This is a genomic window from Saccharopolyspora sp. NPDC049357, assembly GCF_040677225.1.
Lineage (GTDB): Bacteria > Actinomycetota > Actinomycetes > Mycobacteriales > Pseudonocardiaceae > Saccharopolyspora.
Genome location: NZ_JBFAQJ010000010.1, coordinates 90,271 through 116,729 on the forward strand (window position 1 = coordinate 90,271; position 26,459 = coordinate 116,729).

23 protein-coding genes are annotated in these 26,459 nt (G+C 69.3%); 15 read left to right on the forward strand and 8 right to left on the reverse strand.

Translation table 11 applies throughout. The features are described from left to right. Positions 1–142 precede the first annotated feature (142 nt). Together AB0J91_RS11215 and AB0J91_RS11220 are read left to right on the forward strand one after the other, a co-directional pair. On the forward strand, positions 143–1,687 hold the full coding sequence (locus tag AB0J91_RS11215) for an amino acid permease (protein ID WP_363866717.1): 1,545 nt from the start codon (positions 143–145) through the stop codon (positions 1,685–1,687). Between the two features lie 18 nt (positions 1,688–1,705). Further along, on the forward strand, positions 1,706–3,259 hold the full coding sequence (locus tag AB0J91_RS11220; protein WP_363866719.1) for a GMC family oxidoreductase N-terminal domain-containing protein: 1,554 nt from the start codon (positions 1,706–1,708) through the stop codon (positions 3,257–3,259). 251 nt (positions 3,260–3,510) lie between these two features. Here AB0J91_RS11220 and AB0J91_RS11225 read toward each other — a convergent pair whose 3' ends face one another. Next, positions 3,511–4,068 carry an XRE family transcriptional regulator gene (locus tag AB0J91_RS11225; protein WP_363866722.1) on the reverse strand — a complete coding sequence of 186 codons (558 nt, stop codon included), beginning with the start codon at positions 4,066–4,068 and terminating at the stop codon, positions 3,511–3,513. A gap of 51 nt (positions 4,069–4,119) precedes the next feature. Between AB0J91_RS11225 and AB0J91_RS11230 the strand changes: the two genes are divergently transcribed. Further along, positions 4,120–5,286 (forward strand): benzoate/H(+) symporter BenE family transporter, encoded by a 1,167-nt coding sequence (locus tag AB0J91_RS11230; protein ID WP_363866725.1) that lies wholly within the window; start codon positions 4,120–4,122, stop codon positions 5,284–5,286. 35 nt (positions 5,287–5,321) lie between these two features. Here AB0J91_RS11230 and AB0J91_RS11235 read toward each other — a convergent pair whose 3' ends face one another. After that, the gene (locus AB0J91_RS11235; protein WP_363866728.1) at positions 5,322–5,957 is read right to left on the reverse strand and encodes a cyclase; all 636 of its coding nucleotides are present in this window, start codon (positions 5,955–5,957) and stop codon (positions 5,322–5,324) included. Between the two features lie 348 nt (positions 5,958–6,305). Between AB0J91_RS11235 and AB0J91_RS11240 the strand changes: the two genes are divergently transcribed. From AB0J91_RS11240 to AB0J91_RS11270, 7 genes are all read left to right on the forward strand, one after another. Beyond that, positions 6,306–6,989: an HAD family phosphatase gene (locus AB0J91_RS11240; protein ID WP_363792925.1), complete on the forward strand. Its 684-nt coding sequence runs from the start codon at positions 6,306–6,308 to the stop codon at positions 6,987–6,989. Continuing rightward, on the forward strand, positions 6,986–8,023 hold the full coding sequence (locus AB0J91_RS11245; RefSeq protein ID WP_363866730.1) for a phosphotransferase family protein: 1,038 nt from the start codon (positions 6,986–6,988) through the stop codon (positions 8,021–8,023). Before AB0J91_RS11240 ends, AB0J91_RS11245 begins: the two co-directional genes overlap by 4 nt. 3 nt (positions 8,024–8,026) lie before the next feature. After that, the gene (locus tag AB0J91_RS11250; protein ID WP_363866733.1) at positions 8,027–9,244 is read left to right on the forward strand and encodes an acyl-CoA dehydrogenase family protein; all 1,218 of its coding nucleotides are present in this window, start codon (positions 8,027–8,029) and stop codon (positions 9,242–9,244) included. Between the two features lie 172 nt (positions 9,245–9,416). After that, positions 9,417–10,172 (forward strand): 3-oxoacyl-ACP reductase FabG, encoded by a 756-nt coding sequence (gene fabG / locus AB0J91_RS11255; protein WP_363866736.1) that lies wholly within the window; start codon positions 9,417–9,419, stop codon positions 10,170–10,172. Beyond that, positions 10,169–11,356 (forward strand): acyl-CoA dehydrogenase family protein, encoded by a 1,188-nt coding sequence (locus AB0J91_RS11260; protein WP_363792917.1) that lies wholly within the window; start codon positions 10,169–10,171, stop codon positions 11,354–11,356. Before fabG ends, AB0J91_RS11260 begins: the two co-directional genes overlap by 4 nt. After that, on the forward strand, positions 11,353–12,450 hold the full coding sequence (locus AB0J91_RS11265) for an acyl-CoA dehydrogenase family protein (RefSeq protein ID WP_363866739.1): 1,098 nt from the start codon (positions 11,353–11,355) through the stop codon (positions 12,448–12,450). Before AB0J91_RS11260 ends, AB0J91_RS11265 begins: the two co-directional genes overlap by 4 nt. Next, entirely contained in the window at positions 12,447–12,899 is a 453-nt protein-coding gene (locus AB0J91_RS11270) for a MaoC family dehydratase (protein WP_363866741.1), read from the forward strand. The genes AB0J91_RS11265 and AB0J91_RS11270 overlap by 4 nt, the downstream gene beginning before the upstream one ends. A 52-nt stretch (positions 12,900–12,951) precedes the next feature. Here AB0J91_RS11270 and AB0J91_RS11275 read toward each other — a convergent pair whose 3' ends face one another. The 5 genes from AB0J91_RS11275 to AB0J91_RS11295 form a co-directional block, all read right to left on the reverse strand. Further along, a complete protein-coding gene (locus tag AB0J91_RS11275; RefSeq protein ID WP_363866744.1) occupies positions 12,952–14,508 on the reverse strand; it encodes an AbgT family transporter in 1,557 nt (518 codons plus the stop codon). A 97-nt stretch (positions 14,509–14,605) separates the two neighbouring features. Then, entirely contained in the window at positions 14,606–15,217 is a 612-nt protein-coding gene (locus tag AB0J91_RS11280; protein WP_363792909.1) for a TetR/AcrR family transcriptional regulator, read from the reverse strand. Positions 15,218–15,264: 47 nt separating this feature from the next. After that, a complete protein-coding gene (locus tag AB0J91_RS11285; protein ID WP_363866747.1) occupies positions 15,265–16,029 on the reverse strand; it encodes an SDR family oxidoreductase in 765 nt (254 codons plus the stop codon). A 1-nt stretch (position 16,030) separates the two neighbouring features. Then, positions 16,031–16,783, reverse strand: a complete 753-nt coding sequence (locus AB0J91_RS11290) for an SDR family oxidoreductase (protein WP_363866750.1) — start codon at positions 16,781–16,783, stop codon at positions 16,031–16,033. After that, positions 16,780–18,471, reverse strand: a complete 1,692-nt coding sequence (locus AB0J91_RS11295) for an AMP-binding protein (protein ID WP_363866753.1) — start codon at positions 18,469–18,471, stop codon at positions 16,780–16,782. Before AB0J91_RS11295 ends, AB0J91_RS11290 begins: the two co-directional genes overlap by 4 nt. A 267-nt stretch (positions 18,472–18,738) precedes the next feature. Here AB0J91_RS11295 and AB0J91_RS11300 point away from each other — a divergent pair, with 267 nt between their 5' ends. Both AB0J91_RS11300 and AB0J91_RS11305 read left to right on the forward strand, forming a co-directional pair. Beyond that, on the forward strand, positions 18,739–19,323 hold the full coding sequence (locus AB0J91_RS11300) for a DNA-binding protein (protein ID WP_363792901.1): 585 nt from the start codon (positions 18,739–18,741) through the stop codon (positions 19,321–19,323). A 35-nt stretch (positions 19,324–19,358) separates the two neighbouring features. Next, positions 19,359–20,015 (forward strand): RES family NAD+ phosphorylase, encoded by a 657-nt coding sequence (locus AB0J91_RS11305; protein WP_363792899.1) that lies wholly within the window; start codon positions 19,359–19,361, stop codon positions 20,013–20,015. Positions 20,016–20,082: 67 nt separating this feature from the next. On the opposite strand, the gene AB0J91_RS11310 is transcribed toward AB0J91_RS11305, so the two are convergent. Next, positions 20,083–21,051 (reverse strand): TerC family protein, encoded by a 969-nt coding sequence (locus AB0J91_RS11310; protein WP_363793222.1) that lies wholly within the window; start codon positions 21,049–21,051, stop codon positions 20,083–20,085. A 532-nt stretch (positions 21,052–21,583) separates the two neighbouring features. Here AB0J91_RS11310 and AB0J91_RS11315 point away from each other — a divergent pair. The 3 genes from AB0J91_RS11315 to AB0J91_RS11325 all read left to right on the forward strand — a co-directional run bounded on the left by AB0J91_RS11315 (position 21,584) and on the right by AB0J91_RS11325 (position 26,382). Then, entirely contained in the window at positions 21,584–24,352 is a 2,769-nt protein-coding gene (locus tag AB0J91_RS11315) for an alpha/beta fold hydrolase (RefSeq protein ID WP_363866756.1), read from the forward strand. A 65-nt stretch (positions 24,353–24,417) separates the two neighbouring features. Next, complete coding sequence (locus AB0J91_RS11320; protein WP_363793220.1) at positions 24,418–25,275, forward strand: ABC transporter permease subunit; 858 nt, start codon at positions 24,418–24,420, stop codon at positions 25,273–25,275. 198 nt (positions 25,276–25,473) lie between these two features. Beyond that, positions 25,474–26,382, forward strand: a complete 909-nt coding sequence (locus AB0J91_RS11325; protein ID WP_363866759.1) for a LysR family transcriptional regulator — start codon at positions 25,474–25,476, stop codon at positions 26,380–26,382. The last annotated feature ends 77 nt before the right edge of the window (positions 26,383–26,459 follow it).

A 26,459-nucleotide genomic window follows, 5' to 3' on the forward strand; every position in this document is an offset into this window, starting at 1 on the left:
GCCGGTGCGGTGGCCGGACGCGCCACCGCACCGCCCGCAGACCGACTGCGGGAAGCGGGATTTCGCGCTAAGCAAACAACCAACCCGCGTCGCCGCTCCTGCCATCCGGCGGGAGAGGTCGGCCGGGGAAGGAGTTCGGGGCATGAGCGCGCCCACTAATCACGACGCCGAGCTCAACGAGTTCGGGTACACCAACAAGCTGAAGAGAAGCCTGGGAAGTTTCCACACCTTCGCCGCAGGCATCAGCTACATCTCGGTGCTCACCGGCGCCTTCCAACTGTCGTACTTCGGCATCGGTTTCGGCGGACCCGCCTACGTGTGGTCCTGGCCGATCGTGTTCCTGGGGCAGTTGCTGGTGGCGTTGAGTTTCGCCGAGCTGGCATCGCGTTATCCGATCGCCGGTTCCATCTACAACTGGGCCAAGAAGCTCGGTGGTCCCCACGTCGGCTGGCTGGCCGGCTGGATGATGCTGCTGGCCTCGATCGTGTCGATCTCGGCCACCGCGCTGGCCTACCAGAACACCCTGCCGCAGATCTGGTCCGGCTTCCAGCTGGTCGGTGACGGCTCCGGCGCCACCGACTCCGCCGTCAACGCGGTGCTGCTGGCGCTGGTGCTGATCCTGTTCACCACGCTGGTCAACGCCTACGGCGTGAAGCTGATGGCGCAGATCAACTCCACCGGTGTGTTCATCGAGCTGGCGGCGGCGGTGCTGCTGATCATCGCGCTGGCGCTGGTCGTGGTGAACCCGCCGACGGTCGTCCTCGACACCAACGGCACCGAGGCCGCCTACGGCGGCAGCTACCTGAGCGCCTTCCTGGTCGCCGGTATCGCCTCGTCCTACGTCATGTACGGCTTCGACACCGCCGCCTCGCTCGGCGAGGAGTCGATCGACCCGCACAAGAACGCGCCGCGCGCCATCCTGCGTGCGCTGATCGCCTCGTTCATCCTCGGCGGTCTGATCCTGCTGTTCGGCATGATGGCCACCCGCGACTTCAGCGCCCCGGAGCTGGCCGAATCCGGTCTGCAGTTCGTCCTCAGCGACGCGCTCGGCCCGTTCGTCGGCCGACTGTTCCTGCTGGCGATCTTCGTGGCGATCACCGTGTGCGTGCTGGCCGTGCACACCGCCGCGATCCGCATCATGTTCGCCATGGCCCGCGACAACGCGCTGCCCGCGGGCAAGCTGCTGGCCCGGGTGAGCCCGCGCTTCCAGACCCCGGTCGCCCCGGCGGTGTTCATCGGTGTCGTCGCGGTCGTGCTGCTGCTGGTCAACATCGGTCAGCCGCAGATCTTCACCGCCATCACCTCGCTGGCGATCATCCTGATCTACATCTCCTACCTGCTGGTGACGATCCCGATGCTGGTCGCGCGCCTGCGCGGCAAGTGGAAGTCGACCAAGGAGGAGGGCCGCTTCAGCCTCGGCAAGCTCGGCCTGCCGATCAACGTCCTGGCCGTGCTGTGGGGCCTCGGGATGTCGATCAACCTCGCGTGGCCGCGCAAGGACGTCTACAACGCCGAACCGCCGTACCACTGGTACCTGCAGTACAGCTCGGTGCTGTTCGTCGGGATCGCGGCCGTGGGCGGATTCGCCTACTACTGGTTCATCCAGCGGCACAAGCTGGGTGTGCTCGCCGACCACGCGGTGTCCGAGAAGGACTCCGAAGGCGACGAGAAGACCTCCCTCGTCTGAGTTCTGAAAGGAATGACCATGACCGATCAGTTCGACTACGTCGTGGTGGGCGGCGGTAGCGCGGGTGCGGCGGTCGCGGCGCGGCTGTCGGAGGACCCCGGCACCACCGTGTGCCTGCTCGAAGCCGGCCCGTCCGACGTCGGCGACAGCAACATCCTCGAGCTCAAGAAGTGGATGGCGCTGCTGGAGTCCGGTTACGACTGGGACTACCTGATCGAGCCGCAGGAGAACGGCAACTCGTTCATGCGGCACGCCCGTGCCCGCGTGCTGGGCGGCTGCTCCTCGCACAACTCCTGCATCGCGTTCTGGGCGCCCGCCGAGGACCTCGACGAGTGGGAGTCGATGGGCCTGCCGGGCTGGGGCTCGGCGGACATGTTCCCGCTGTACAAGCGGCTGGAGACCAACGACGGACCGGGTGACCACCACGGCCGCAGCGGTCCGGTGACCATCCGCTCGGTCCCGCCGAAGGACCCGACCGGTGCCGCGCTGCTGGAAGCCTGCGAGCAGCAGGGCATTCCGACCACCGAGTTCAACTCCGGCAAGACCGTCACCCACGGCGCCAACTGGTTCCAGATCAACGCCAAGCAGGACGGCACCCGTTCCTCGTCGTCGGTGTCCTACCTGCACCCGATCATGGACCGGCCGAACCTGGAGATCCGCACCAACGCCTGGGCCAAGAAGGTCACCTTCGACGGCACCCGCGCCACCGGTGTGGAGTACCTCAGCGACGACCTCATCCACTCGCGGACGATCACCGCCCGCAAGGAGGTCGTGCTGTCCACCGGTGCGATCGACACGCCGAAGCTGCTGATGCTCTCGGGCATCGGACCGGCCGAGCACCTGCGCGAGTTCGGCATCGACGTGCTGGTCGACTCCCCCGGCGTCGGTTCCACCCTGGAGGACCACCCCGAGGGCGTGATCAGCTGGGAGGCCAAGAAGCCGATGGTGGAGGACTCCACCCAGTGGTGGGAGATCGGCATCTTCACCCGGACCGAGGACGGACTGGACCGCCCGGACCTGATGTTCCACTACGGTTCGGTGCCGTTCGACATGCACACCGTGCGGCAGGGCTACCCGTCGTCGGAGAACTCCTTCTGCCTGACCCCGAACGTTACCCGCGCGCGCTCCACCGGAACGGTTCGGTTGCGCAGCAAGGACTTCCGGGACAAGGCCAAGGTGGACCCGAAGTACTTCACCGACCCGGAAGGTCACGACCTCCGCGTCATGACCGAGGGCATCAAGCTGGCCCGCAAGATCGTCGCGCAGTCGGCGATGCAGGAGTGGGCCGGCGAGGAGCTCTTCCCCGGCAAGGACGTGCAGACCGACGACGAGATCGCCGACTACATCAAGCGCACCCACAACACCGTCTACCACCCCGCCGGTTCGGTGAAGATGGGTGCTGCGGAAGACAACTCGAAGCCGCTGGACGCGCGCCTGCGCGTCAAGGGCGTGCAGGGCCTGCGCGTCGCCGACGCCTCGGTGATGCCGTTCCTGGTGGCGGTGAACCCCAACATCACCACCATGGCCATCGGCGAGAAGTGCTCCGACATGCTCAAGCAGGACAACGCCTGAGCGTTCACGAGGCGGGTGCCCTCCTCCTGCGAGGGCACCCGCACCCGAGCCCCTGAACCGCCCCGACACGGCCAGGTGCTCACCCCCTGGAAGTCCCTCCGGTCCCCCGTCCCGGAGGGACTTTCGCTTTCCCACCCCCAGCACGCTCCTGACCAGGCAGCACACGCCCGACCGCGTGGGGGGCGTTCGAATTTCGCGCGAAATTGGAAGCCGAAAGTTCCGCCTCGAACTTCGCGCGAAATTCGAAGGCCTCAGTCCGGGTAGCGCATGACGAGAGTGGCTGTGGTTGCGTCGTCCGGGGCTTCGTAGACGTGGGGGACCGTGGCGTCGAAGCGGATGTAGTCGCCGGGACCGAGGATCCGCGGGTCCGATTCCGGCCCGGTGACGAGGGTTCCGGTGTGGACGTGCAGCTGCTCGATGACCCTGGGGTGGTGCGCCGGGGAGGTGTAGCGGGTGCCCGCGCGGACGTGCAGCCGGTAGATCTCCAGGCGCGTCCGGCCGTCGTCGACGCTGTCCAGCAGCTCGACGTCGGCGGCGCGGCCCGAGATCTCGGGCCCGGCGGCGCGGTGGACGTGGAGAGCTCCCCCGTCTCGCGGCTCGGGTTCGGCGGCCAGGAGCCGACCGAGGGGCAGGCCGAGCACCGTCGCGAGGGCGTAGAGGGTTTCCAGGGTCGGGTTCCGGTTGCCCGCTTCGAGCTCGGAGAGCGTGCCCTTGCCGATGCCGGCCTGCCTGGCCACCTCCGACAGCGACAGGCCGCGGCGGGTGCGGGCCGCGCGCAGGTTCTCCCCGACGAGCTTGACCGGTTCCACGGGCACCTCCTAACATCCCCGATCGTTCCATATACAGAACGGACGGGTCTCGTGCAGTTGCGTCAGCGGATCCCCGCCGCACCGGTTTCCACCTTGGTAGCCGGGGCCATCACCACCTTGGTCGGGGTGGTGAGCTCGGCCGCCATCGTCTTCGAGGCCGCACGCGCGCTGGGAGCCACACCGGCCGAGATCTCCTCGTGGATCCTGGCACTGGGCATCGGCATCGGCGTCACGTCGATCGCGCTGTCGCTGCGCACCCGCGCGCCGATCGTGCTCGCCTGGTCGACCCCGGGCGCGGCACTGCTGGCGGCCAGCGGGCACGGGCTGTCGATGCCGGAGGCCGTCGGCGCGTTCCTGCTGGCCGCGACGTTGTCGCTGCTGGTCGGCGCGACCGGGCTGTTCGAGCGAGCGGTGAACCTGATCCCGCCGGCGATCGCAGCCGCGCTGCTGGGCGGTGTGCTGCTGCGGTTCGGGATCGACCTGTTCACCACGATGCGGGAGCAGTTCGCGCTGGTCGCGGCGATGCTCGTGGGCTACCTGCTGGGCAAGCGCTTCCTACCGCCCTACGCGGTGCTGATCGCGCTGGTCATCGGCGTGGCCGGGACCGCGTTCGGGGGCAGCCTGCGGGCTGGCGACATCGACCTGGCTCTGGCGACTCCGGTGTGGACGTGGCCGGACTTCTCGGTGCACTCGGTGGTCGGCATCGCCATCCCGCTGTTCGTGATCACCATGACCTCGCAGAACCTGCCCGGCGTCGTGACGCTGCGAACCCACGGCTACACCACGCCGATCTCGCCGGTGCTGTCGTGGACCGGTGCGGTGAACGTGCTGCTGGCTCCGCTGGGGTGCTTCGGCATCAACCTCGCGGCGATCACCGCTGCGCTGGCCATGGGCGAGGAGGTCCACTCCGATCCCGGACAGCGCTACAAGGCCGCGATCACCTCGGGTGCGCTGTACCTGGTCATCGCGGTGTTCGGTGCGACGTTGGCGAGCCTCATCGCGGCGTTCCCCGGCGCGTTGATCGCCGCGCTGGCCGGCATCGGCCTGCTGGACACGATCGGCGGGTCGATGGCCAAGGCCACCGCCGACACCGGCAGCCGCACCGCCGCGCTGATCGCCTTCCTGGTCACCGCCTCGGGCGTGACGGCGTTCGGCATCGCCTCGGTGTTCTGGGGTCTGATCGCCGGGATCGGCGCGCACCTGATCACGCGGAAGTAGTGGCGGGACGCCGTCGCGCCCCGCCACTCCCGGCATCAGCCGATCGTCGTCGTGGTCAGCGTCGGGTTGGGGTTCGGGAAGCACGCCGACGGGACGTCGACGTCACCGATGATCGAGGACACGACCGCCGTGAAGGTCAGCCCCGGGTCCTCGTAGCTGGTCCCGGCCAGCTTGGTTTCGATCGTCCCGGACTCACCCGCGGTGAGGTGCACGGTGATCGTGGGGAGCTCGAACTCGCTGCCACCGGCGATCGGGCCGTCGAGGTGCACCGTGGCGACGCCGTTCTCGACGTTGATGGTCGGCGGGTTGGGGCCCAGGTTCGAGCCACCGGCCAGTTCGGCCGAGACGTAGGTGGAGTTCGCCGGGATCGGGAGCCTCAGGTCGAAACCGCCGACCTCCTTGACGGTGTTGCCGTTGACCTCGCCCGGGATGGTGTTCACGGCCGGATCGACGACGACGTCGAAAGCCGCTCCGGGAGCAACGGTCTCGGGAGCGGAGACATCGGTGCTCTGCTGCAGGGTGAACTGCTGAGCGCCCGTCGGCGCATCACCGTTGCAGTCGAAGTTGATGTCGAAGGGGGCCGCCACCGCCTGCGGGGCGGCGGCGAGGGCTGCGGTTGCGGCGAAGGCGGCCGCGATCGCGGCGCGCCTTCCACTGAGGACGGACTTCATTGGCCTCTCCTGCACGATCGGTGGGAGTCGAAAAGTGCTGTCCGCGCGGCGAATTCGTAACCTACCGACGAGTAAATACCAGGTCAACGACGACGTTTTTGCCGGACTTACCACCTTTGACCCAGCGTCACCGGATTGAGCGAAACGAGTTCCCGCAACCGCCACCTCGACGAGCGTCACTGGCCTGACCAGCTCCGTTCGATCGGGATCAATCGGATGCCCGCTGACCCGCCGTGATCGCACGGCCTCCATCCGGGCGACCCGGACATCACCCTCGCGCCCGGGCCCGACCGGCCCCTCCGAACTGGGGCTAGCGCGACATACCGTCTAGTCGGTACGGTCCTGTCCATGGGTTCCAGTGCTGCCGGCCCGACCGTCCGCGCGGTCGTCTTCGACTACGGAGGTGTGCTGACCACACCCACCCGCGACTCGATCAACGCCTGGTTGACCGAGGAGCGGATCCGCCCGGAGCTGTTCTCCGCCGCGCTCAAGGAGTGGCTCTCCCGCCACGCGCCCGCGGGCACGCCCGTGCACCTGCTGGAGACCGGTGAGCTCGACGCCGACGGCTTCAACAAGGCCATGGCGGCCCGGCTGCGCACCCTCGACGATGAGCCCGTCGCACCCGATGACCTGCTCGGACGCCTCTTCGCGCGGATGCGCCCGGAACCGGCCATGCTGGATCTGGTGCGAGGACTGCGCGAGCGCGGAATCCGCACCGCACTGCTGTCCAACAGCTGGGGGAACATCGACGCCTACCCGTGGGAGCAGCTGACGGGCCTGTTCGAGTCCACCGTCCTCTCCGGCCAGGTCGGGCTGCGAAAACCCGACCCGAGCATCTACCGGATGAGCCTGGACGAGCTCGGCCTGCCCGCCGAGCAGACCGCCTTCGTCGACGACGGCGCGCCGAACGTCGACGCCGCCCGCGCCCTGGGCATGCACGCCGTGCTGCACACCGGCCCGGCGGAGACCCGAACCCGGCTGGCCGAACTGCTGCCGACCGGATCCGTACCGCAAGACGAGGAGACCAGGTGAACGCACCCGAGCCCGACGAGCTGCCCGGCCTCGACCTGCACAGGTTGCGGGCGTACCTCGACGTCGAGATGCCCGGCATGGTCACCGGCGAGCTCACCGGCGAGCTGGTGCAGGGCGGCCGCTCGAACCTGACCTACATCGTCGGCGACGGCACCCGCGAATGGGTCGTGCGCCGCCCCCCGCTGGGTCACGTGCTGGCCACAGCGCACGACATGAGCCGCGAGCACCGGATGCTCACCGCCCTGGCCACCACCCGCGTGCCGGTGCCGCGCACCGAGCTGCTGTGCCAGGACGAGGAGGTGCTGGGCGCCCCCTTCTACATCATGGAGTACGTGCGCGGCACCGTCTTCCGCTCGGCCGAGCAGACCGAGACGCTCGACGAGCAGCAGCGCCAGGACCTGTCCTTCCAGCTGATGGACGTGCTCGCCGACCTGCATTCCATCGACCCGGCCTCGGTGGGCCTGGCCGAGTTCGGCCGCCCGGAGGGCTTCCTGGAACGCCAGGTGCGCCGGTGGACCAAGCAGCTCAAGGCCTCCCACAGCCGCGAGGTCGAGGGCATCGACGAGCTCTCCCAGCGGCTGGCGGCTTCGGTGCCGACCAGCGGGCGCGTGGGCATCGTGCACGGCGACTACCGGCTGGACAACGTCATCGTCGGCGACGACCAGCGGATCAAGGCCGTGCTGGACTGGGAGATGGCCACCATCGGCGATCCGCTCACCGACCTCGGCCTGCTGGCCGTGTACTGGGAGGGCTTCAGCGGCCTGGAGAACAACCCGATCGCCAAGGGCGTCGGGCCGGAGTACGGGTTCCCCAGCGCCAAGCAGCTCTTCGCGCGTTACGCCGAGCGCAGCGAACTGGATCTGTCCGATGTGGACTGGTACCTCGCGTTCGGCTACTTCAAGATCGCGGTGATCCTGGAAGGGATCCACTACCGCTTCATCCACGACCAGACCGTCGGCGAGGGCTTCGAGCACGTCGGTGGCCTGGTCGCTCCGCTCGTCGCGCAGGGCCTGGCGACCCTCAAGGAGGCATGAGAGATGGATTTCGCGTTCGACGCACGGACCGAGGAGCTGCGCGGTCAGCTGCTGGAGTTCATGGACTCGCACATCTACCCGGCCGAGCCCGTGTTCGCCGAGCAGATGGACGAGGGACCGGATCGCTGGTCGGCGCACCCGCCGATCATGGAGGAGCTCAAGGCCGAAGCGCGCAAGCGCGGCCTGTGGAACCTCTTCCTGCCCGGTGAGCACGGTGCCGGGCTGACCAACCTGCAGTACGCGCCGCTGGCGGAGATCATGGGCCGTTCCGGTCAGCTGGCACCGGAGGCCACCAACTGCGCCGCACCGGACACCGGGAACATGGAGGTGCTGGCGCAGTTCGGCACCGACGCGCAGCGCAAGCAGTGGCTCCAGCCGCTGCTGGACGGCGAGATCCGCTCGGCGTTCTGCATGACCGAGCCCGACGTCGCCTCCTCCGACGCGACCAACATCGGCACCCGCATCACCCGCGACGGCGACCACTACGTCATCAACGGGCGCAAGTGGTTCTCCTCCGGCGCGATGAGCCCCCGCTGCAAGATCCTGATCGTGATGGGCAAGACCGACCCGGACGCCGAGCGGCACCGCCAGCAGAGCCAGGTGCTGGTGCCCAAGGACACCCCGGGCGTCGAGGTCAAGCGCGGCATGCACGTCTTCGGCTACGACGACGCCGACCACGGCGGTCACGCCGAGATCGTGTTCAACGACGTCCGGGTGCCGGTGGACAACGTCATCTCCGGTGAGGGCGAGGGCTTCGCGATCGCCCAGGCTCGGCTCGGTCCCGGCCGCATCCACCACTGCATGCGCGCCATCGGCATGGCCGAGCGGGCGCTGGAGCTGATGTGCCGGCGCACCTCAGAGCGCGTCGCGTTCGGCAAGCCGCTGGCCGAGCAGGGCGTGGTGCAGCACTGGATCGCCGAGTCCCGGGTGAAGATCGAGCAGGCCCGGCTGCTGGTGCTCAAGACCGCGTGGCTGATGGACACCGTCGGCAACCAGGGAGCGCACACCGAGATCCAGTCCATCAAGGTCGCCGTTCCCGAGGTGACGACCTGGGTCGTCGACCGCGCCATCCAGGCCCACGGCGGAGGCGGCGTCTCCCAGGAGTTCCCCCTGGCGGCGCTCTACGCCCACGCCCGGACCCTCCACCTGGTCGACGGTCCCGACGAGGTCCACCGCCGCTCCCTGGCCCGCCGCGAGCTCGGCAAGTACAAGAAGAAGTAACCCACCACCCCTCTCCCCCGTTACCCCAACGAACCCCGTCCCCACGTCCCGACCGGAATTCAGTGGAAGTCGGGTACCGGACTTCAGTGGAAATCCGGTACCGGACTTCAGTGGAAGTCCGGGCTTCGAGCGGGGCGGGGTTGGAAACGCACAGAGCAGCGAGGAGTTGTCCATGGTTGAGAGTCGTGTCGCGATCGTCACCGGTGCCGCTCGCGGGATCGGCGCCGCCACCGCGAAGAGGCTGGCCGAAGACGGGTTCGCCGTCGGCGTCATCGACCTCGACGAGAAGGCCTGCGGTGAAACCGTTTCGGCGATCGAGGCGGGTGGCGGCAAGGCGCTGGCGATCGGGGCCAACGTCGCCGACGCCGAGCAGGTGCAGGCCGCCGTCGACCGGGTCGCCGCCGAGTTGGGCGCACCGACCGTGCTGGTCAACAACGCGGGCGTGCTGCGCGACAACATGCTGTTCAAGATGTCCGAGGACGACTGGGACACCGTGATGAACGTGCACCTGCGCGGCTCGTTCTTGATGGCCCGGGCGGTGCAGAAGCACATGGTCGAGGCCAAGTGGGGCCGGATCGTGAACCTGTCGTCGACCTCGGCGCTGGGCAACCGCGGCCAGGCCAACTACTCCACGGCCAAGGCCGGTCTGCAGGGCCTGACCAAGACGCTGGCGATCGAGCTGGGCAAGTTCGGCATCACCGCGAACGCGATCGCCCCGGGCTTCATCGCCACCGACATGACCAAGGCGACGGCCGAGCGCGTCGGCATGTCCTTCGAGGACTTCACCACCGCCGCGATCTCGCAGATCCCGGTGGCGCGGGCCGGCAAGCCCGAGGACATCGCCAACACCGTCTCGTTCTTCGCCGACGAGCGCTCCGGCTTCGTCTCCGGCCAGGTCATCTACGTGGCCGGCGGACCGAAGGCGTGAGCACCGTGGACGCCACCGAGCTGCGCGGCCGGGTCCAGGAGTTCCTGGCCGCGCACGACCCGAAGAGCACCGACCGGCTGGAGTTCCTGCGCGCCCGGTTCGACGCCGGGCTGGCGTGGGTGCACTTCCCGGAGGGACTGGGCGGTCTGGGCGCGGCCCGCGAGCTGCAGGCCGACGTCGACGCCGCGTTCGTCGAGGCGGGCGCGCCGGACAACGAGCCGCACATGAACGTCATCGGCCTGGGCATGGCGGCTCCGACGATCCTGCGCTTCGGCGACGACGAGCAGCGCAAGCGCTTCCTCCGTCCGCTGTGGACCGGCGAGGAGATCTGGTGCCAGCTCTTCAGCGAACCGGGTGCGGGCTCGGACCTGGCGGCGCTGTCCACCAGGGCCGTGCGCGACGGCGAGGAGTGGGTCGTCGACGGGCAGAAGGTGTGGACGTCGCTGGCGCACCAGGCCCGGTGGGCGATCCTGGTGACCCGCTCCGATCCGGACCAGCCCAAGCACAAGGGCCTGACCTACTTCATCTGCGACATGACCGCGCCGGGCGTGGAAGTCCGCCCGCTGCGGCAGATCACCGGCGAGGCCGAGTTCAACGAGGTCTTCCTGACCGGTGTGCGCATCCCCGACTCGCAGCGGCTCGGCGAGGTCGGGCAGGGCTGGTCGGTGGCGCTGGGCACGCTGATGAACGAGCGCGTCGCCATCGGCGGCCGCACGCCCCCGCGCGAGAGCGGCCTGATCGGCGCCGCCGCCGATCAGTGGCGGAGCCACCCGGAGAAGCGCACACCGGGCCTGCACGACCGGCTGCTGGAGCTGTGGGTGGAGGCCGAGGCCCTGCGGCTGGCGAGCATCCGCCTGCGGCAGCAGATGGCCGTCGGTGAGCCGGGGCCGGAGGGTTCGGCGATCAAGTCGGCCTTCGCCGAGCTCAACCAGCGGCTCACCGGCTACCAGCTGGAGCTGCTGGGCGAGGAGGGCCTGGAGTACGACGACTGGACGTTCCGCCAGCCGGAGTTCACCGACTTCACCAAGCGCGGGCCCGGTTTCCGCTACCTGCGGGCCAAGGGCAACACGATCGAGGGCGGCACGACCGAGATCCTGCGCAACGTCATCGCCGAGCGGATCCTCGGGCTGCCGCCGGAGATCCGCACCGACAAGGACAAGCCGTGGAAGGAGCTGCCGCGATGACGGACCTGCTCTACACCGAGGTCGAGGAGGACCTGCGCTCCGGCGTGCGCCGGGTGCTGCGGGACCGCTGCGACTGGACGGCCGTCCTGGCCCGCGTCGAGACCGACGAGCCCTACGACCTGGACCTGTGGCGGTCGCTGGCCGGTGAGATGGGCCTGGCGGGACTGCTGGTGCCCGAGGAGCTCGGCGGTTCCGGTGCCACGGCCCGGGAGCTGTCGGTGGTGGCCGAGGAGATCGGCCGCGCGGTCGCTCCGGTGCCCTTCCTGAGCACCGTGCTGGCCACCGCGGCGCTGGCGGGCTGCGCGGAGAAGACCGCGTTGCCGCAGCTGGTGGACGGTTCGAAGGTGGGCACGCTCGCGGTCGGCCTGACGACCGTTCCGCACGCGTCGTTCCCGCAGTCGGTGAAGGCCGAGGAATCGGCGCTGTCCGGCACGGTTTCGGCCGTGGTGGACCTGGAAGTGGCCGACTACGCGGTGGTTCCGGCCGTCGACACCGACGGCTCGGCGCTGTACCTGGTGGAGACCTCGGCGGCGACGCGCACGTCGACGACGCCGCTGGACCTGACCCGCCGCTTCGGCACGCTCGTCCTCGACGGCACCGCGGGCGAGCGCATCGCCTCCGGCCCGGAGGCGGAGCGGGTCCTGCGCCGCGCGCTGCTCACGGCGGCGGGGATGCTGGCGGCCGAGCAGGTCGGGCTCGCGCAGCACTGCCTGGACACCACCGTGGAGTACGGCAAGACCCGCTACCAGTTCGGCAGGCAGATCGGTTCGTTCCAGGCGATCAAGCACCGGCTGGCCGACCTGTGGACCAAGATCAGCATGGCGCGTGCGGTGTCCCGCAACGCCTCCGACGCGCTGGCCGCGGGCGCCGACGAGGAGCTCGCGGTGGCGATGGCGCAGGCCTACGTCTCCGACCTGGTGGTCCACGCCGCGGAGGAGCACCTCCAGCTGCACGGCGGCATCGGGATGACCTGGGAGCACCCCGCGCACCTGTACCTGGGGCGGGCGAAGAGCTCCCAGCTCACCTTCGGCATCGCCGAGGCCCACCGAGCCCGCATCGCCGAACTCGTCGACCTTCCCGGAGGAAGCGCATGAAGGTTTTCACCAGCAAGGAAGAGATCCTCGCCGCCCAGGGTGAGGAACTGGGCACCAGCGAGTGGCTGACCATCACCCAGGAGCAGGTCAACACCTTCGCCGACGCGACCCACGACCACCAGTGGATCCACGTCGACATCGAGAAGGCCAAGCAGGGGCCGTTCGGCGGGCCGATCGCGCACGGCTTCCTGACGCTGAGCCTGCTGCCGAAGCTGAACTCGGAGACCTTCCGGGTCGACAACGCCAAGATGGGCATCAACTACGGCCTGAACAAGGTCCGGTTCCCCTCCCCCGTCCCGGTCGGCGCGCGGGTGCGCGCGACGACGGAGCTGATCAGCGCCACCGAGATCGAGGGTGGCCTCCAGCTGGCGGTCAAGGCCACGGTGGAGATCGAGGGCGCCGGCAAGCCCGCCTGCGTCGCGGAGTTCCTCTCCCGCGTCCTGCTCTAGCAGCGGTTCTCAGTGTGGGGAGGTTTCCGCGGAAACCTCCCCACACCTCGTCTCACGGCTGGATGCGGATGCCCATGCCGGGGCCCAGCGGGATGTCGGCGAAGTAGAAGACCGTCATGACCAACGCCCACAGCAGCCAGAACGGGACGACGAAGGGCACCATGCGGGCGACGAGGGTGCCGATGCCCGCGCTCGGTTCGTAGCGGCGCAGGTACCCCAGGATGATGATCATGTACGGGTTCAGCGGCGTCATGATCTGCGTGGCCGAGTCGCCGACGCGGAACGCCGCCTGGGCGAAGCCGGGTTCGAAGCCCAGCAGCGCGAACATCGGCACGAACACCGCCGCCATCAGCGTCCACAGGCTCGACCCGGAGATGATGAACAGGTTCAGCAGCGAGGCCAGCAGCATGAACCCGAGGATCGCCGGATACCCGTCCAGGTGCATCGACTGCAGCAGGTCCGCGCCCGAGACCGCCACCAGCGAACCGAGGTTCGTCCAGTTGAACAGCGCGATGAACTGCCCGAGCATGAACGCCAGCACCAGGAACCCGGTCAGATCGCGCAGCGCGAGCGCCATCAGCCGCGGCACGTCGGCGGCCCGGGTGATGGAACCGGCCTTGGCGCCGTAGGCGATCGCCGGGACGGCGAAGCCGAGGAAGATCAGCGTCGTCACCGAGTCCATCAGCGGCGAGTCCGGCAGGAAACCGCCCTCGTCGTTGGCCAGCGGCGAGTCCGGCCAGAACACCAGGAGCAGCACCAGCGCGGTCGCCACCAGGAACGACGCCCCGGCCCACAGCAGGCCGCGGCGCTCGGCGGGTTCGAGATCCACCTTGAGGTCGGCGTCCTGCTCGCCGTCCGCGGCCTCGCGGGGCACGCCGTTGCGGATCAGGCGCGGCTCGATGAGCCGGTCGATGAGGAATCCGGCCAGCAGTCCGAGCAGGACGGCCGAGACGATGTTGAAGTAGTAGTTCGACACCGGTGTGACCAGCGTGCCCGGGTTCGGCAGCGTCTCGGCGACCTTGTTGCTGATCCCGGAGAACAGCGCGTCCAGGCTGGTGACCAGGATCGACGTCGAGTACCCCGCACCGGTCGCGGCGAAGCCGCCGAGCAGGCCGGCCACCGGGTGCCGGCCTGCGGCCTTGAACACCAGCGCGGCCAGCGGCGGGATGATGATCATCGCCGAGTCGGCCATCACGCTCGCGCTGACCCCGACCAGGCCCACCGCGTAGGGCAGCACCGAACCCCGCGCGCTGCCGAACGACGACCTGATCAGCGCGGTCAGCATGCCGGTGCGCTCGGCCAGGCCGACCGCGAGCATGATCGTCACGACCGTTTCCAGCGGCGGGAACCCGATGAAGTTCTCCGCCATCTTGGTGAACAGGAATTCCAGTCCCTCACCGGTGAAGGCACCGCGGACCGGCGTCGCCTTCTCGGCACCGGGGATGGTGACCGTGACGCCGAACGCCGAGATCGCCGTCGACACGACGGCCACCACCAGGAACAGGATTCCGAACAGGATGAACGGTTCGGGGAGCTTGTTGCCGATCCGCTCGATGAGGTTGAGCACGCGGTCCAGGCGCCGCGAACGCACCGCTTCGATCTCGCTCAAGGGTCACTCCCGTCGGCCGCACGAGTTGCCAGCGGCAGCCAACCCCTCCGCACCCGGTCACCACAAGGCCACGCGCGGGAACGAAACAGGACGGAAACTAGGGTCTCAACGAGTCCAGCAGCAGATCGGCGAAGTGCTCGCCGACCTCCTGCCCGGTGAGCTTGCCGTCCTCGCGGAACCAGGTGCCGAGGTGGTGCACCGCGCCGAAGAAGAAGTCCACCACCAGGTCCGCCGACTTGTCGGTGCGGAACACCCCGGTCTTCTGGCCCTCCTCGATCAGGCCGCGCACGCGCTCGTGGTAGCGGCGGCGCTCGGCTCGCACCTCGGCTTGCTTGTCGGCGTGCAGCAGGTGCATCGACCGGAAGAAGATGATCGTGTCTTCCAGGTTGGCCGCCGTGGTGGCCACGACGTCCGAAGCCGCGGCGTGCAGCCGCTCCTTGACCGGGGAGTCGCTTTCGGCCGCGCTCTCCAGCCGCGCCTGCTGATCGCGCAGCACGCGGGCGTAGATCTCGTAGAGCAGGTCGTCCTTGGAGCCGAAGTAGTGGTACATCGCGCCCTTGGTGACGCCCGCGGCATCGACGATCTGCTGCACCGAGGTGGCTTCGAAGCCCTGCTCGGCGAACAGCCGGGTGGCTACGGCCAGCAATCGTTGCGGAACAGGCTCGGTGCCAGCCTCCGTGCCCGTGCGTGCGTTGGCCGACCGCGCCATCTCGTTCCTCCCCATGTCGATGCCCTCGGGCAAGCCTAGTCGGGCCGCTACTCGACCTTTCGCTGCAGCTTGCGCATGCCCGCCTGCCAGCGCTCCGGCTGGCCCGCCCGCAACGCGTAGTAGTCGGCGACCTCCGGGTGCGGCAAGATCAGGAACTCCTCGCCGCCCAGCTTCTCTGCCACCATCTCAGCGACGTCCTCGGCCTCGACGGCGGTGGCACCCATCAGGATCCGACCGGTCTCGCCGGTGGCCTCCAGCAGCCGGGTGCGCACGCCCTGCGGGCACAGCGCCTGCGCCGTGACGCCCTTGTCCGCGTAGGTGATGTTGAGGTACTCGGCGAAGGCGACCGCGGCGTGCTTGGTCACCGAGTACGGCGCGGACCCGAGCATCGTGAGCAGCCCGGCGGCCGAGGCGGTACCGAGGAAGTGGCCCTCGCCGCGCTCCAGCCAGTGCGGCAGCACCGCCCGGGCCGCGCGCACGTGGGACATCACGTTGACCTCCCACGAGGCGGCCCAGGCGTCCTCGTCGGCCTCCGGTCCACCGTTGCGGCCGATGCCGGCGTTGGCGCAGAACACGTCGATCCGGCCGTGCTCCCCCATCGCGGCGTCGACGAGCTCGGCCACGCCCTGCTCGCTCGCGGCGTCACCGGGCACGGCGATGCCGCCGACCTCGCCCGCGACCTCGCGGACGGCGTCCGAATCGAGGTCACCGAGAACGGTTCTCGCGCCGAGCGCGGCGAACTTGCGGGCCATCGCGGCACCGATGCCGTTGCCGGCACCGGTGATGATCACGACCGAATCGGCGAACTGCACGTCACATACCGCCCTTCAGGGTCGAACCGCCGTCGAGCACGAGGATCTGTCCGGTGATCCAGGACGCCTCGTCGGAGAGCAGGAACGCTGCCGCACCGGAGATGTCCGACGGGATTCCCAAGCGCCCCAAGGGGTATCCGGAGGCGACCTCGGCCTCGTTGTCGGCGTAGAGCGCGGTGGCGAACTTCGTCTTGACCACGGCCGGCGCGATCGCGTTGACGCGCACCTTCGGCGCGAGCTCCACGGCCAGCTCCTGGGTCATGTGCCCCAGCATCGCCTTGGTGGCGCCGTAGAAGCCGATCCCGGGCGCGGGGTTGAGACCGGCCACCGAGCACACGTTGAGCACCGAACCGCCGTGCTCGCCCATCCCGGCGCGGAAGACCTGCTGGGTCCACGACAGCGCGGCGAGCACGTTGACCTGGAAGGTCTTCTGCGCGACGCCGTGGTCTAGGTCGAGCATCGGGCCAAAGGCGGGGTTGATGCCGGTGTTGTTGACCAGCAGATCCACCCGGCCGAAGGCCTCCACCGTCTTGGCCACGGTCTCGGCCTGGTGCTCCACGTCGTCGGCCTTGCCCGCGACGCCCAGCGCGTTGTCCTTGCCGAGGCTCTCGACGGCTTCGGACAGCGGTTCGGGCTTGCGCGCGGTGATGGTGACCTTGGCACCCTCGGCGACCAGGCGTTCGGCGATGGCCAGCCCGATTCCGCGGCTGGCTCCGGTCACGATCGCCACTCGACCGTCGAAACGCTTGCTCACTGTTCGTTCCTTCCGTGTTGCTCGCCCGCGCGCGCCGTGTCGCGCAGTTGTCGGCGCAGGATCTTCCCGGTTGCGGTTTTCGGGAGTTCGTCGAGGATTTCGACGCTCCGGGGGTACTTGTAGGCGGCCAGCTGCCGCTTGCAGTGCTCGACGAGCTCCTCGCCGGTGGCGGTGCTGCCGTGGGAGAGGCTGATGAACGCCTTGACGGTCTCGCCGCGGTAGGCGTCGGGCACGCCGACGACGGCGGCTTCCCGCACGGCCGGGTGTCCGTAGAGGACGTCCTCGACCTCGCGCGGCCACACCTTGAAGCCGGAGGCGTTGATCATGTCCTTCTTCCGGTCCACGACGTAGAACCAGCCCTGCTCGTCCATGAACCCGACGTCGCCGGTGTGCAGCCGGCCGTCCCGGATGCTCGCCGCGGTCTCCTCGGGCTTGTTCCAGTAGGCCGGAACCACCATCGGGCCCTCGATGACGATCTCACCGACCTCGCCGACGGGCAGGTCGGCTCCGTCCTCGTCGACCACCCGCAGCACGGTGTTGTAGGTGGGCACGCCGACCGCGAGCGTCCCGGACGCGGCGTCGACCGGCGCTTCCTTGCCGAGCGGGACGGAGGTGGCGGTGGCGGTGGTCTCGGTGAGGCCGTAGCCGTTGCGGATGTAGAGCCCGAAGCGCTCGCGGAACGCCTCGACGACCGCCGAGGGGAGCGGGGCTCCGCCGGAGTGCACCATCTTCAGCGAGGCGAAGTGCTCCGGTGAGACCTCGGGGTGGTTCATCAGCGCCATGTAGGCCGTGGACGGGCCGACCATGAACGCGGGTTCGTGCTCGGCGAGCGCGTCGAGCACGACACCGGGTTCGAACCGGTAGGCCAGGTCGAGCTGCCGCCCGGCCGCCAGCGCGGCGGCGAACTGCACGACCAGGCCGGTGATGTGGAACAGCGGGGCGAGCGCGAAGATCCCGCCCGGGGTGTCCTCGTCCAGCCGCATCGCCGTGCCCTCGGCGTTGAACACGACGTTGCCGTGGGTGTTGGTGGCTCCCTTGGGGACTCCGCTGGTACCCGAGGTGTAGACCAGCAGCGCGATGTCCGATGCGGACGGCGAGGCCGGCGGCGGGCGCTTCCCGGCGTAGGAGCGGGCGACGGCCAGCAGGTCGGCGCAGCCCTCGGCGGGGTTGCGCCGCGACTTGGCGAACAGCCGCTGGTCGCCGCGGGTCTGCAGGTCCAGTTCGCTGGTGGTGACCGCGATGCCGATCTCCAGCGCGGTCGCGACTCCGCCGACGACGTCGTGCCAGCCCTGCTCGGAGGAGATCACGGCCGTCGGCCGGGCGTCGCCGAGGATCTTGGTCAGCTCGTGCATCCGGTACATCGGGTTGAGCGGGACGACGATGGCCCCGGCCTTCCACCCGGCGAGCACGGCGATGGCGAACTGCGGGACGTTCTGCAGGTAGACGGCGACCCGGTCGCCCTGGGCGACTCCGCGTTCGACGAGGTGGCAGGCGAGTCCGTCGCTGAGCCCGTCGAGCTCGGCGAAGGTCAGCCGCCCGTCGAAGTAGGTGAGCGCGACGTCGTCGGGGTGGTCCCGGACCGTGCCGGCGAGCAGGTCGAGCATCGTGGCGTGCTCGGGCTCGATCTCCGCGGGGAGATCATCGTCGAAGAGATCCAACCACGGTCGTTCGTCGTACACGCTGCCCAACGCGCCACCTCCACTGTGAGACCGACCAGTCGGTACGGCCAGTCAACGATCCTTCGGCGCTCGCGTCAAGAGGCGATCCGCCGACAGTTCGCAGTCGCCGACGCCCTCCCGGCGGCGATCGAGCGCACGGACGCCGCAGCACGGAAAATCCGGTCAGAGCAACCACGTCATCACCATCCGCAACATCGGTGTCACCGGCAGTGACGTTCAGGTGGAGCAGCGCACGTTCGCGCACGCATTTCGTGCGCTCTGCGGTATCCTCGGCATATGTCAGCCGCGCTGGAGACCGTGTTGGCGAGGGCCGGTTTGAAGGTCACCGCCAACGAATTCCTCACCCTCGTCGAGGACGCAGCCAGAAAGCTCACCTCGCCGCAGGTCGACCCAGCCGCGCACTTCACCGACTCGGAGCGCACCGCCCTCGCGGCCACCGGGCTGGACCTGTCGCCGCTGAGCGACACCGAGGCCGACCCGCGGGCCCGCACCGTCGCCGAGCAGACGGTGCTGCGCGACACCGCGCTGTCGGTCGGTCAGGCCGCTGCGCGGATCGGGGTCGACACCAGCCGGGTCCGCCACCGCATCGGCGAACGCCGCCTGATCGGCTGGAAGGACCGCGGCGGTTGGCGCCTGCCCGCGTGGCAGTTCACCGACTCCGACGTGCTGCCCGGCCTGGACGTCGTGCTCGCGTGGATGCCGGCGGACCAGCCCGCGCTCGTGCTGGCGAACTTCATGACCACGCCCCAGGAGGATCTGGAGATCCACGACAGACCGGTGAGTCCGCGAGAGTGGCTGCTGGCCGGCGGTGATCCGCACCGGGTCGCCGAGCTCGCCGCCGCCATCGGCACCCCCGCCTGACCAGCCCCACCGCGACCACCACCTGGGACCACACATTGGCACGGCTACCACAGCCGCCTGCTCCTGCAGCGCTGCAGGCGATCCTCCGCCGAACAGAGGACGTGATCGCGGTGCCCCCGGGCACCAGGCTCGCGCGCGTGTTCACCTCCGGCGGCAACCACCCGCAGCAGTGGAACAGCTTCCGCTACGCCGGACCGCTGCCGCACGCGCGGTTCGACCCGCACCTGCCGAACTCCCAAGGCGGGCCGACGATCACCCGCGAGCACGGCGTCCTGTACTTCTCGCTGTCGGTGCAGACCTGCATCGCGGAGGTGTACCAGGCGACGTCCACCGTGGACCGACGCACCCGCAGCCCGCACCTGGTGCTGTTCCGCCCACGCCGGACGCTGCGGCTGCTCGACCTCACCGGGCTCTGGCCCACCAGGGCGGGAGCTTCGCAGGCCATCAGCAGCGGGCCGAAATCGCGCACCCAGGCGTGGGCCCGCGCGATCCGCGCGTCCTACCCGGAGCTCGACGGCCTCTGGTACCGGTCCGCGATGGACTCCGGCAAGCCCTCGGTCTGCCTCTGGGACCCGCCTGCGGACACCGCGCTCCCGGACAGCCCGGACGTCCTGCTCCCGCTGAGCCATCCCGGCCTCGACGTCCCGCTGGGACGCGTCTGCCAGGAGCTCAGCTACACCCTCCTGGACTGAAGACGCGCACGAGAAGATCCCCTCCGGACGGTGTCCGAAGGGGATCTCCTGGTTCTGCAGCGGAGCGTCAGCTCTGGTTGGCCTCGGCCGTCGACGCGTCCCGCTTGGACTTGGCCAGGCTCGCCCACGTGGTGATCGCGAGGGTCAGCACGATGAAGCTCAGCGACATCCAGTTGTTGATCTCCGCCCACTCCGGCACCAGGTGGTACTCGTGGAAGGCGTGCAGGATCAGCTTCAGGCCGATGAAGCCGAGGATGATCGCCAGACCGACCGACAGGTAGACCAGCTTGTCCACCAGGCCGCCGAGCAGGAAGTACAGCTGCCGCAGGCCCATCAGCGCGAAGGCGTTGGCGGTGAACACCAGGAACGGGTCCTGGGTGATGCCGAAGATCGCCGGGATCGAGTCGACCGCGAACAGCAGGTCGGCACTGCCGATGGCCACGATGACCACGAACATCGGCGTCAGGTACCGCTTGCCGTCGATCTTCACCGTCGACTTGGCCTCGTGGTAGTCGTCGGTCACCGGGAACATCTTGCGAACCCAGCGGACGACCGCGTTCTCGTTGTACTCCTCCTCCTCGTCCTTCTTGCGGACCATGCTGACCGCGGTCCAGATGAGGAAGGCGCCGAAGATGAAGAACACCCAGACGAACTGCGCGATCAGCGCAGCGCCGACGGCGATGAAGATGCCGCGCATGAGCAGCGCGAGCAGGATGCCGATCAGCAGCACCTTGTGCTGGTGGATCGACGGAACCGCGAAGCTGGACATGATCACCATGAAGATGAACAGGTTGTCCACGCTCAGCGAGTACTCGGTGATGTAACCGGTGAAGAACTCGATGGCGAAGTGCTGATCACCGAAGATCCACACACCGATGCCGAACAGGATCGCGCAGCCGATGTAGAAGGTGACCCACTTCGCCGCCTCGGCGGTGGTCACCTCGTGCGGCTTGCGGTCGACGATCACCAGGTCGAGCAGCAGCAGCAGGGCGAGACCACCCAGCGTGGCTGCCCACACCCACCAGTGCACGTGCATAGTGTCGACTGCGGGCTGCTGCGCAGGGGCCGCGCGCAACATCAGGTCGGCACCCATCAATCACCTCCGGTTCAGGGCGTACACGTCCGGGACCGGAGGTCTCTTCCACCGATCTGCGTTATCGGTCGACGGCACCGGGCTTGACCAGGCAAGTTCCGTGATGACGACACCGTCGCGAAGGAATACTCCCCTCCACCACTCGTCAAGATTGTCACTTATGCCGGGGTCCCCGCACCAGGTGGGGTGACCAGTTGCAACGCAAGTCACGGATCGAACCTAAGTGGGACCGCTGAACGTGGCAATGCGGGCTGCGCGCACTCGCCGATTCGAGGGCATTGCGTTCACACGGATGATCGCTAGTATCGCGTCGGCCTGATCACTCGGGCACCGCACGCGGGGATGCGGCCAAGACCACACGACGACGGGCACGACGAGGTGTCCGATTGCGCTTTGGTCTCTGGTTCATAGCGTCTTGCCTTCCCTCCGCGTCTGGATGAAACCGGTGCCGCTCCGTTCACCTACTGTCAATGGCGTGTCCGCCTCCCCCCGTCGCCGAACCGGCCTGGCCCTGCTCGCCCTGCCCTGCGTCCTCTTAGTGGTGTTGGGGGCGTTCCTGTGGTCCGGCCAGGCGCAACCGCTGCAGACGGCGGCGCAGCCCCCGGCTCCCCGCGAGGCCATGGTCGACGTGCTCGACGGCCCCGGCGGCACCGAGAGAGTGCAGATCGACGTCACGCTCCACTCCCCCGTGGACACCCCGGCGCCGGCGATCCTGCTCGCCCACGGCTTCGGCGGCAGCAAGGCCGACACCGCCGAGCAGGCGCGGGAACTCGTCGGACGCGGCTTCACGGTGCTGACCTACTCGGCGCGCGGGTTCGGCCGCAGCACCGGGCAGATCGCGCTGAACTCCCCGGACTACGAGGTCTCCGACGCCCGGCAGCTGCTGGACTGGATGGCCCGCCAGCCGGAGGTGCAGCGCGACCGCGACGGTGATCCCCGCGTCGGTGTCACCGGCGGCTCCTACGGCGGCGCGCTGGCGCTGATGCTGGCGGGCACCGATCCGCGCGTGGACGCCATCTCGCCGGTGATGACCTACAACGATCTCGGGCAGGCGCTGCTGCCCAACAACGCCAGCCAGGTGCGCATCGGCGGAGCCACCCCGGCAGACGGCTCGTTCAACCCCGAGGGCGTGTTCAAGCAGGCGTGGACCGGGCTGCTGTTCTCCGCCGGGGGCGCACCCCGACCCACCCCGGGGACGCCGCTGACCTGCGGTAACTTCATCCCCGCGGTGTGCGCGGCCTACTCCGAGGTCGCCCAGTACGGACGCGCGAGCCAACCGACGCTGGACCTGCTGGCGAAGTCGTCCCCCAAGACCTACAACTCGCGGGTCACCCAGCCGACGCTGCTGGTGCAGGGCGAGCGCGACACCCTGTTCGGGCTCGACCACTCCGACGCCAACGCGCGGCAGATCTCCGCCGCCGGCGGCGAGGTCAAGACCATCTGGTTCGCCGGCGGCCACGACGGCACCCCGCCCGGCCCCGACGTGCGCGGGCGCATCGCCGACTGGTTCGCCTTCCACCTGGGCGGCGTGCCACCGGTTCCCGATCCCGGCTCCGGTTTCCAGTTCGACATCGCCGGGCGGCCGCAGCGCGACGGCGACATCCCGGTGCGCACCATGACCGCGCCGTCCTACCCGGGGCTGCAAGACTCCCGGACGCCGCGCTACTCCCTTCCGCTGGACGGCCCGGTCACACCGGTGATCAACCCGCCCGGCGGGTCCCCGGCGGCCACGAGCGCGCTGCCCGGCGCCGGCCAGGTGCTCGACGCGGCGGGCAGCCTCGGCCAGTCCCTGGCCCGGGAGCTGCCCGGCCAGGTGGCCGTGTTCCGCACCCAGCCGCTGGAGGAGCAGACGCTCATCTCCGGCACGCCGCGCACGCGGCTGGCGATCGCCGCCGTGCCGGGCCAACCGCAGCCCGACGACGCGGTGCTGTTCGCCAAGCTCTACGACATCGGCCCCGACGGGCAGCGGCAACTGCTCGGCAACGCCGTGTCCCCGCTGCACATCAGCAACGTGCCTGCGGACGGCAGCCCGGTCGAGTTCGACGTCGCGTTGCCCGGGGTCGTGCACCCGATCGAGACCGGTCACCGCATCGAGCTCGCGGTCGCCACCACCGACCAGGCGTACGCGCTGCCGAGGGAACCGTCGGCGCACCTGGTGGCGCTGGCCGGCGACCGGGCGGTGTCGATCCCGTCGGTGCGCGCGGCGTCCTCCAGCGCCGGTTCGGTCCCGGTCGGCCCGCTGGTGGGCATCGGGCTGGTGTTCGTGCTGGCCCTGCTGCTGTGGGTGATCTCGGCGATCCGCCGCAAGTTCAACGGCGACCCGGACTCGCGGCTGGCGGAGACTCCGCTGGTGATCTCCGGGCTGACGAAGTCCTACCCGGGCAAGAAGGCCGCGGTGGACGACCTGAGCTTCCAGGTGGAGCGCGGTCAGATCGTCGGTCTGCTGGGACCCAACGGGGCGGGCAAGACCACGACGCTGCGGATGCTCCTGGGGCTGCTGCGGCCGACTCACGGCGAGGTCCGGATCTTCGGCCACCGGCTGCAGGCCGGTGCTCCGGTGCTGTCGCGGGTGGGTGCGCTGGTGGAGTCACCCGGCTTCCTGCCGCACCTGTCCGGCCTGGACAACCTGCGGCACTACTGGGCGGCGACCGGTCGTCCGATGCTGCGCGCGCACCTGGACGAGGTGCTGCAGATCTCGGGTCTGGAGAACTCCGCCAAGCGCAAGGTGCGCACCTACAGCCAGGGCATGAAGCAGCGGCTGGCGATCGCCCAGGCGATGCTCGGCCTGCCGGAGCTGCTGGTGCTCGACGAACCGACCAACGGGCTCGACCCGCCGCAGATCCACCAGATGCGCGAGATCCTGCGCCGCTACGCCGCCACCGGCCGCGCGGTGCTGGTCTCCAGCCACCTGCTCGCCGAGGTCGAGCAAACCTGCACGCACGTGATCGTCATGCAGAACGGGTCCCTCCTCGCCGAGGGCAGCGTCGCCGACATCATGGCCGTCAACGGGGAGGCGACCTTCCGGGTCGACGATCCGGAGGAGGCCGCCGCGGCGCTGCGCACCATCGAGGGGCTGGGCCTGGTCGAGATCGAAGACGACCTGGTGCACGCCGACCTCGCCGGGCACAAGGCGGCGGTCGCGGTGAACGTGCTGGTCGCATCGGGTGTCTCGGTGCATCAGGTGGGTCCGAGACGCCGCCTGGAGGACGCCTTCCTGCAGCTCGTCGGAGAGGAACAGCGGTGAGCGACGACGAAACCCCCACCGAGGTCGCGGTACCGGAGACGGAGACCGCGCTGGTGCGCGCGCCGATGCTGGGAGTCCCGCAGGGCGACGGCGCCGCGGAGGGCTACTCGGCCAAGCGCACCCTGCCGTTGCGGGTGGAGCTGGCGCGCCAGCTGCGGCGGGCGCGCACCCGGCTGACCCTGGCGTTCCTGGTGATGCTGCCGCTGCTGCTGCTCGCCGCGTTCGAGCTCGGCGAGGACGACTCGCGCGGCGGGCGGAGCTTCGCCGACATGGCCACCGCCAGCGGGCTGAACTTCGCGGTCTTCACGCTGTTCGCCTCGACCGGATTCCTGCTGGTCGTGGTGGTGGCGTTGTTCTTCGGCGACACCGTGGCCAGCGAGGCGTCCTGGTCGAGCCTGAAATACCTGCTCGCCGCGCCGGTTCCGCGGATGCGGCTGCTGCGGCAGAAGGCGAAGGTCGCCGCGCTGCTGTCGGTCCTCGGCGTGGTCCTGCTGGTCGGGGTCGCGCTGGCGGTGGGCGTGGTCTGGTTCGGCACCGGCGACCTCATCAGCACCACCGGCGAAGCCCTGACCTTCCCGCGCGGGGTGCTGAGCCTGGCCGCCGCGACGCTCTACGTCGCTGTGCACCTCAGCTGGATCGCCGGTCTCGCCCTGTTCCTCAGCGTCAACACCGACGCTCCGCTGGGCGCGGTGGGTGGAGCGGTCCTGATCTCCATCCTCTCGGAGATCATCGACCAGATCTCCGCCCTCGGCGATCTCCGCAACTACCTCCCCACCCACTTCTCCACGGCCTACTCCGACCTCCTCAGCGAGGACATCGACCCCTCGTCGATGATCACGGGCTGCTTCTCGGCCCTGTCCTACGCCGCGGTCTTCACCACCCTCGCCATCTGGCGCTTCAACCGCAAAGACATCACCAGCTAACCCCTCCCCGCCGCGTCCCAACTTGACCCCCCGGATCACGACCGCCTCCAGAACCCCGAATACCGCCGTAATCGGGTCCCTGATTACGGCCGTATTCCGGGTGCACGGTCGGGGACGGCACCTGGGTGGGTCTGCGACGGGGGTGGGATGGGCGTGTGGCCCAGTGGGTTGGGCCTGGCGGCGTAATGTTGTCGGGCGATGGAGATCTTTCATCTTCGGTACTTCGTGGCCGTGGCGGAGAAGCTGAGCTTCTCGGGCGCCGCGCGGTCGTTGCACATGGCCACCTCTCCCCTGAGCCAACGGATCCGGGATCTCGAACGAGAACTCGGAACCGTGCTGTTCGAGCGGGACTCGCACCACGTGCAGCTGACCGAGTCCGGGACCGCGCTGCTGCCGATCGCCCGGGACGCGCTGAGCCGGTTCGACGACGTGCCGTGGCGGCTGCGGGAGGCGATCGGACGGCACCGGCCCGTCGTCTACCTCGGCGTTCCGCCCGGTCTGCACTCGACGTTGCGGGAGCGGCTGACGGTGTTCACCCGCCGCTGCGCCGAGGTGTGCGAGCTGAAGCGCTGGCCCGGCGGGAGCCGCGAACTGCTGCTCGGGGTGCAGCGGGGGGAGCTGGCGATGGCCCTGGTGCACCTGCCGGTGCACGCCGAGGGCATCGAGGTGTTCGAGCTGATGCGCGAGCCGCTGGGGGCGGTGCTGCCCGCCGCGGATTTCGCCGGCCGCGAGGCGGTGTCGCTGCACGAGCTGGTCGGGCTGACCTACGTGCGCCCGGTGGCGCGGATGCTGCCGGACTACTGGGACGAGCTGGAGGCGCGGCTGACCGCCGCCGGAGTGCACCGCCGCATGACGCTGGACACCGGTGATTACGGCAGCACCGCAGAGGTCATCGCCAACGGCGGAGCATTCGCGATTTCCATGCTCGACCCGAAGAGCGGAATGCAGAAACTGCGTGACGAGAACATCACCGTGCTCCCCATACAGGATTTCTCGCCCAGTCTCGCAACCGGCCTGATTTGGCGCCAGGACCGCACCGAGGAGCAGCCTGAGCTGCACGAACTCATCGCCGCCGCGAAGGGATCGATGGCCGATCCGATGGCGTGACCGCTGCGGTCACGCCATTGTTCGCGATACGGTTCCACTGATCAATTGAACACCGCTCCACCGCCGACCTAACGTAG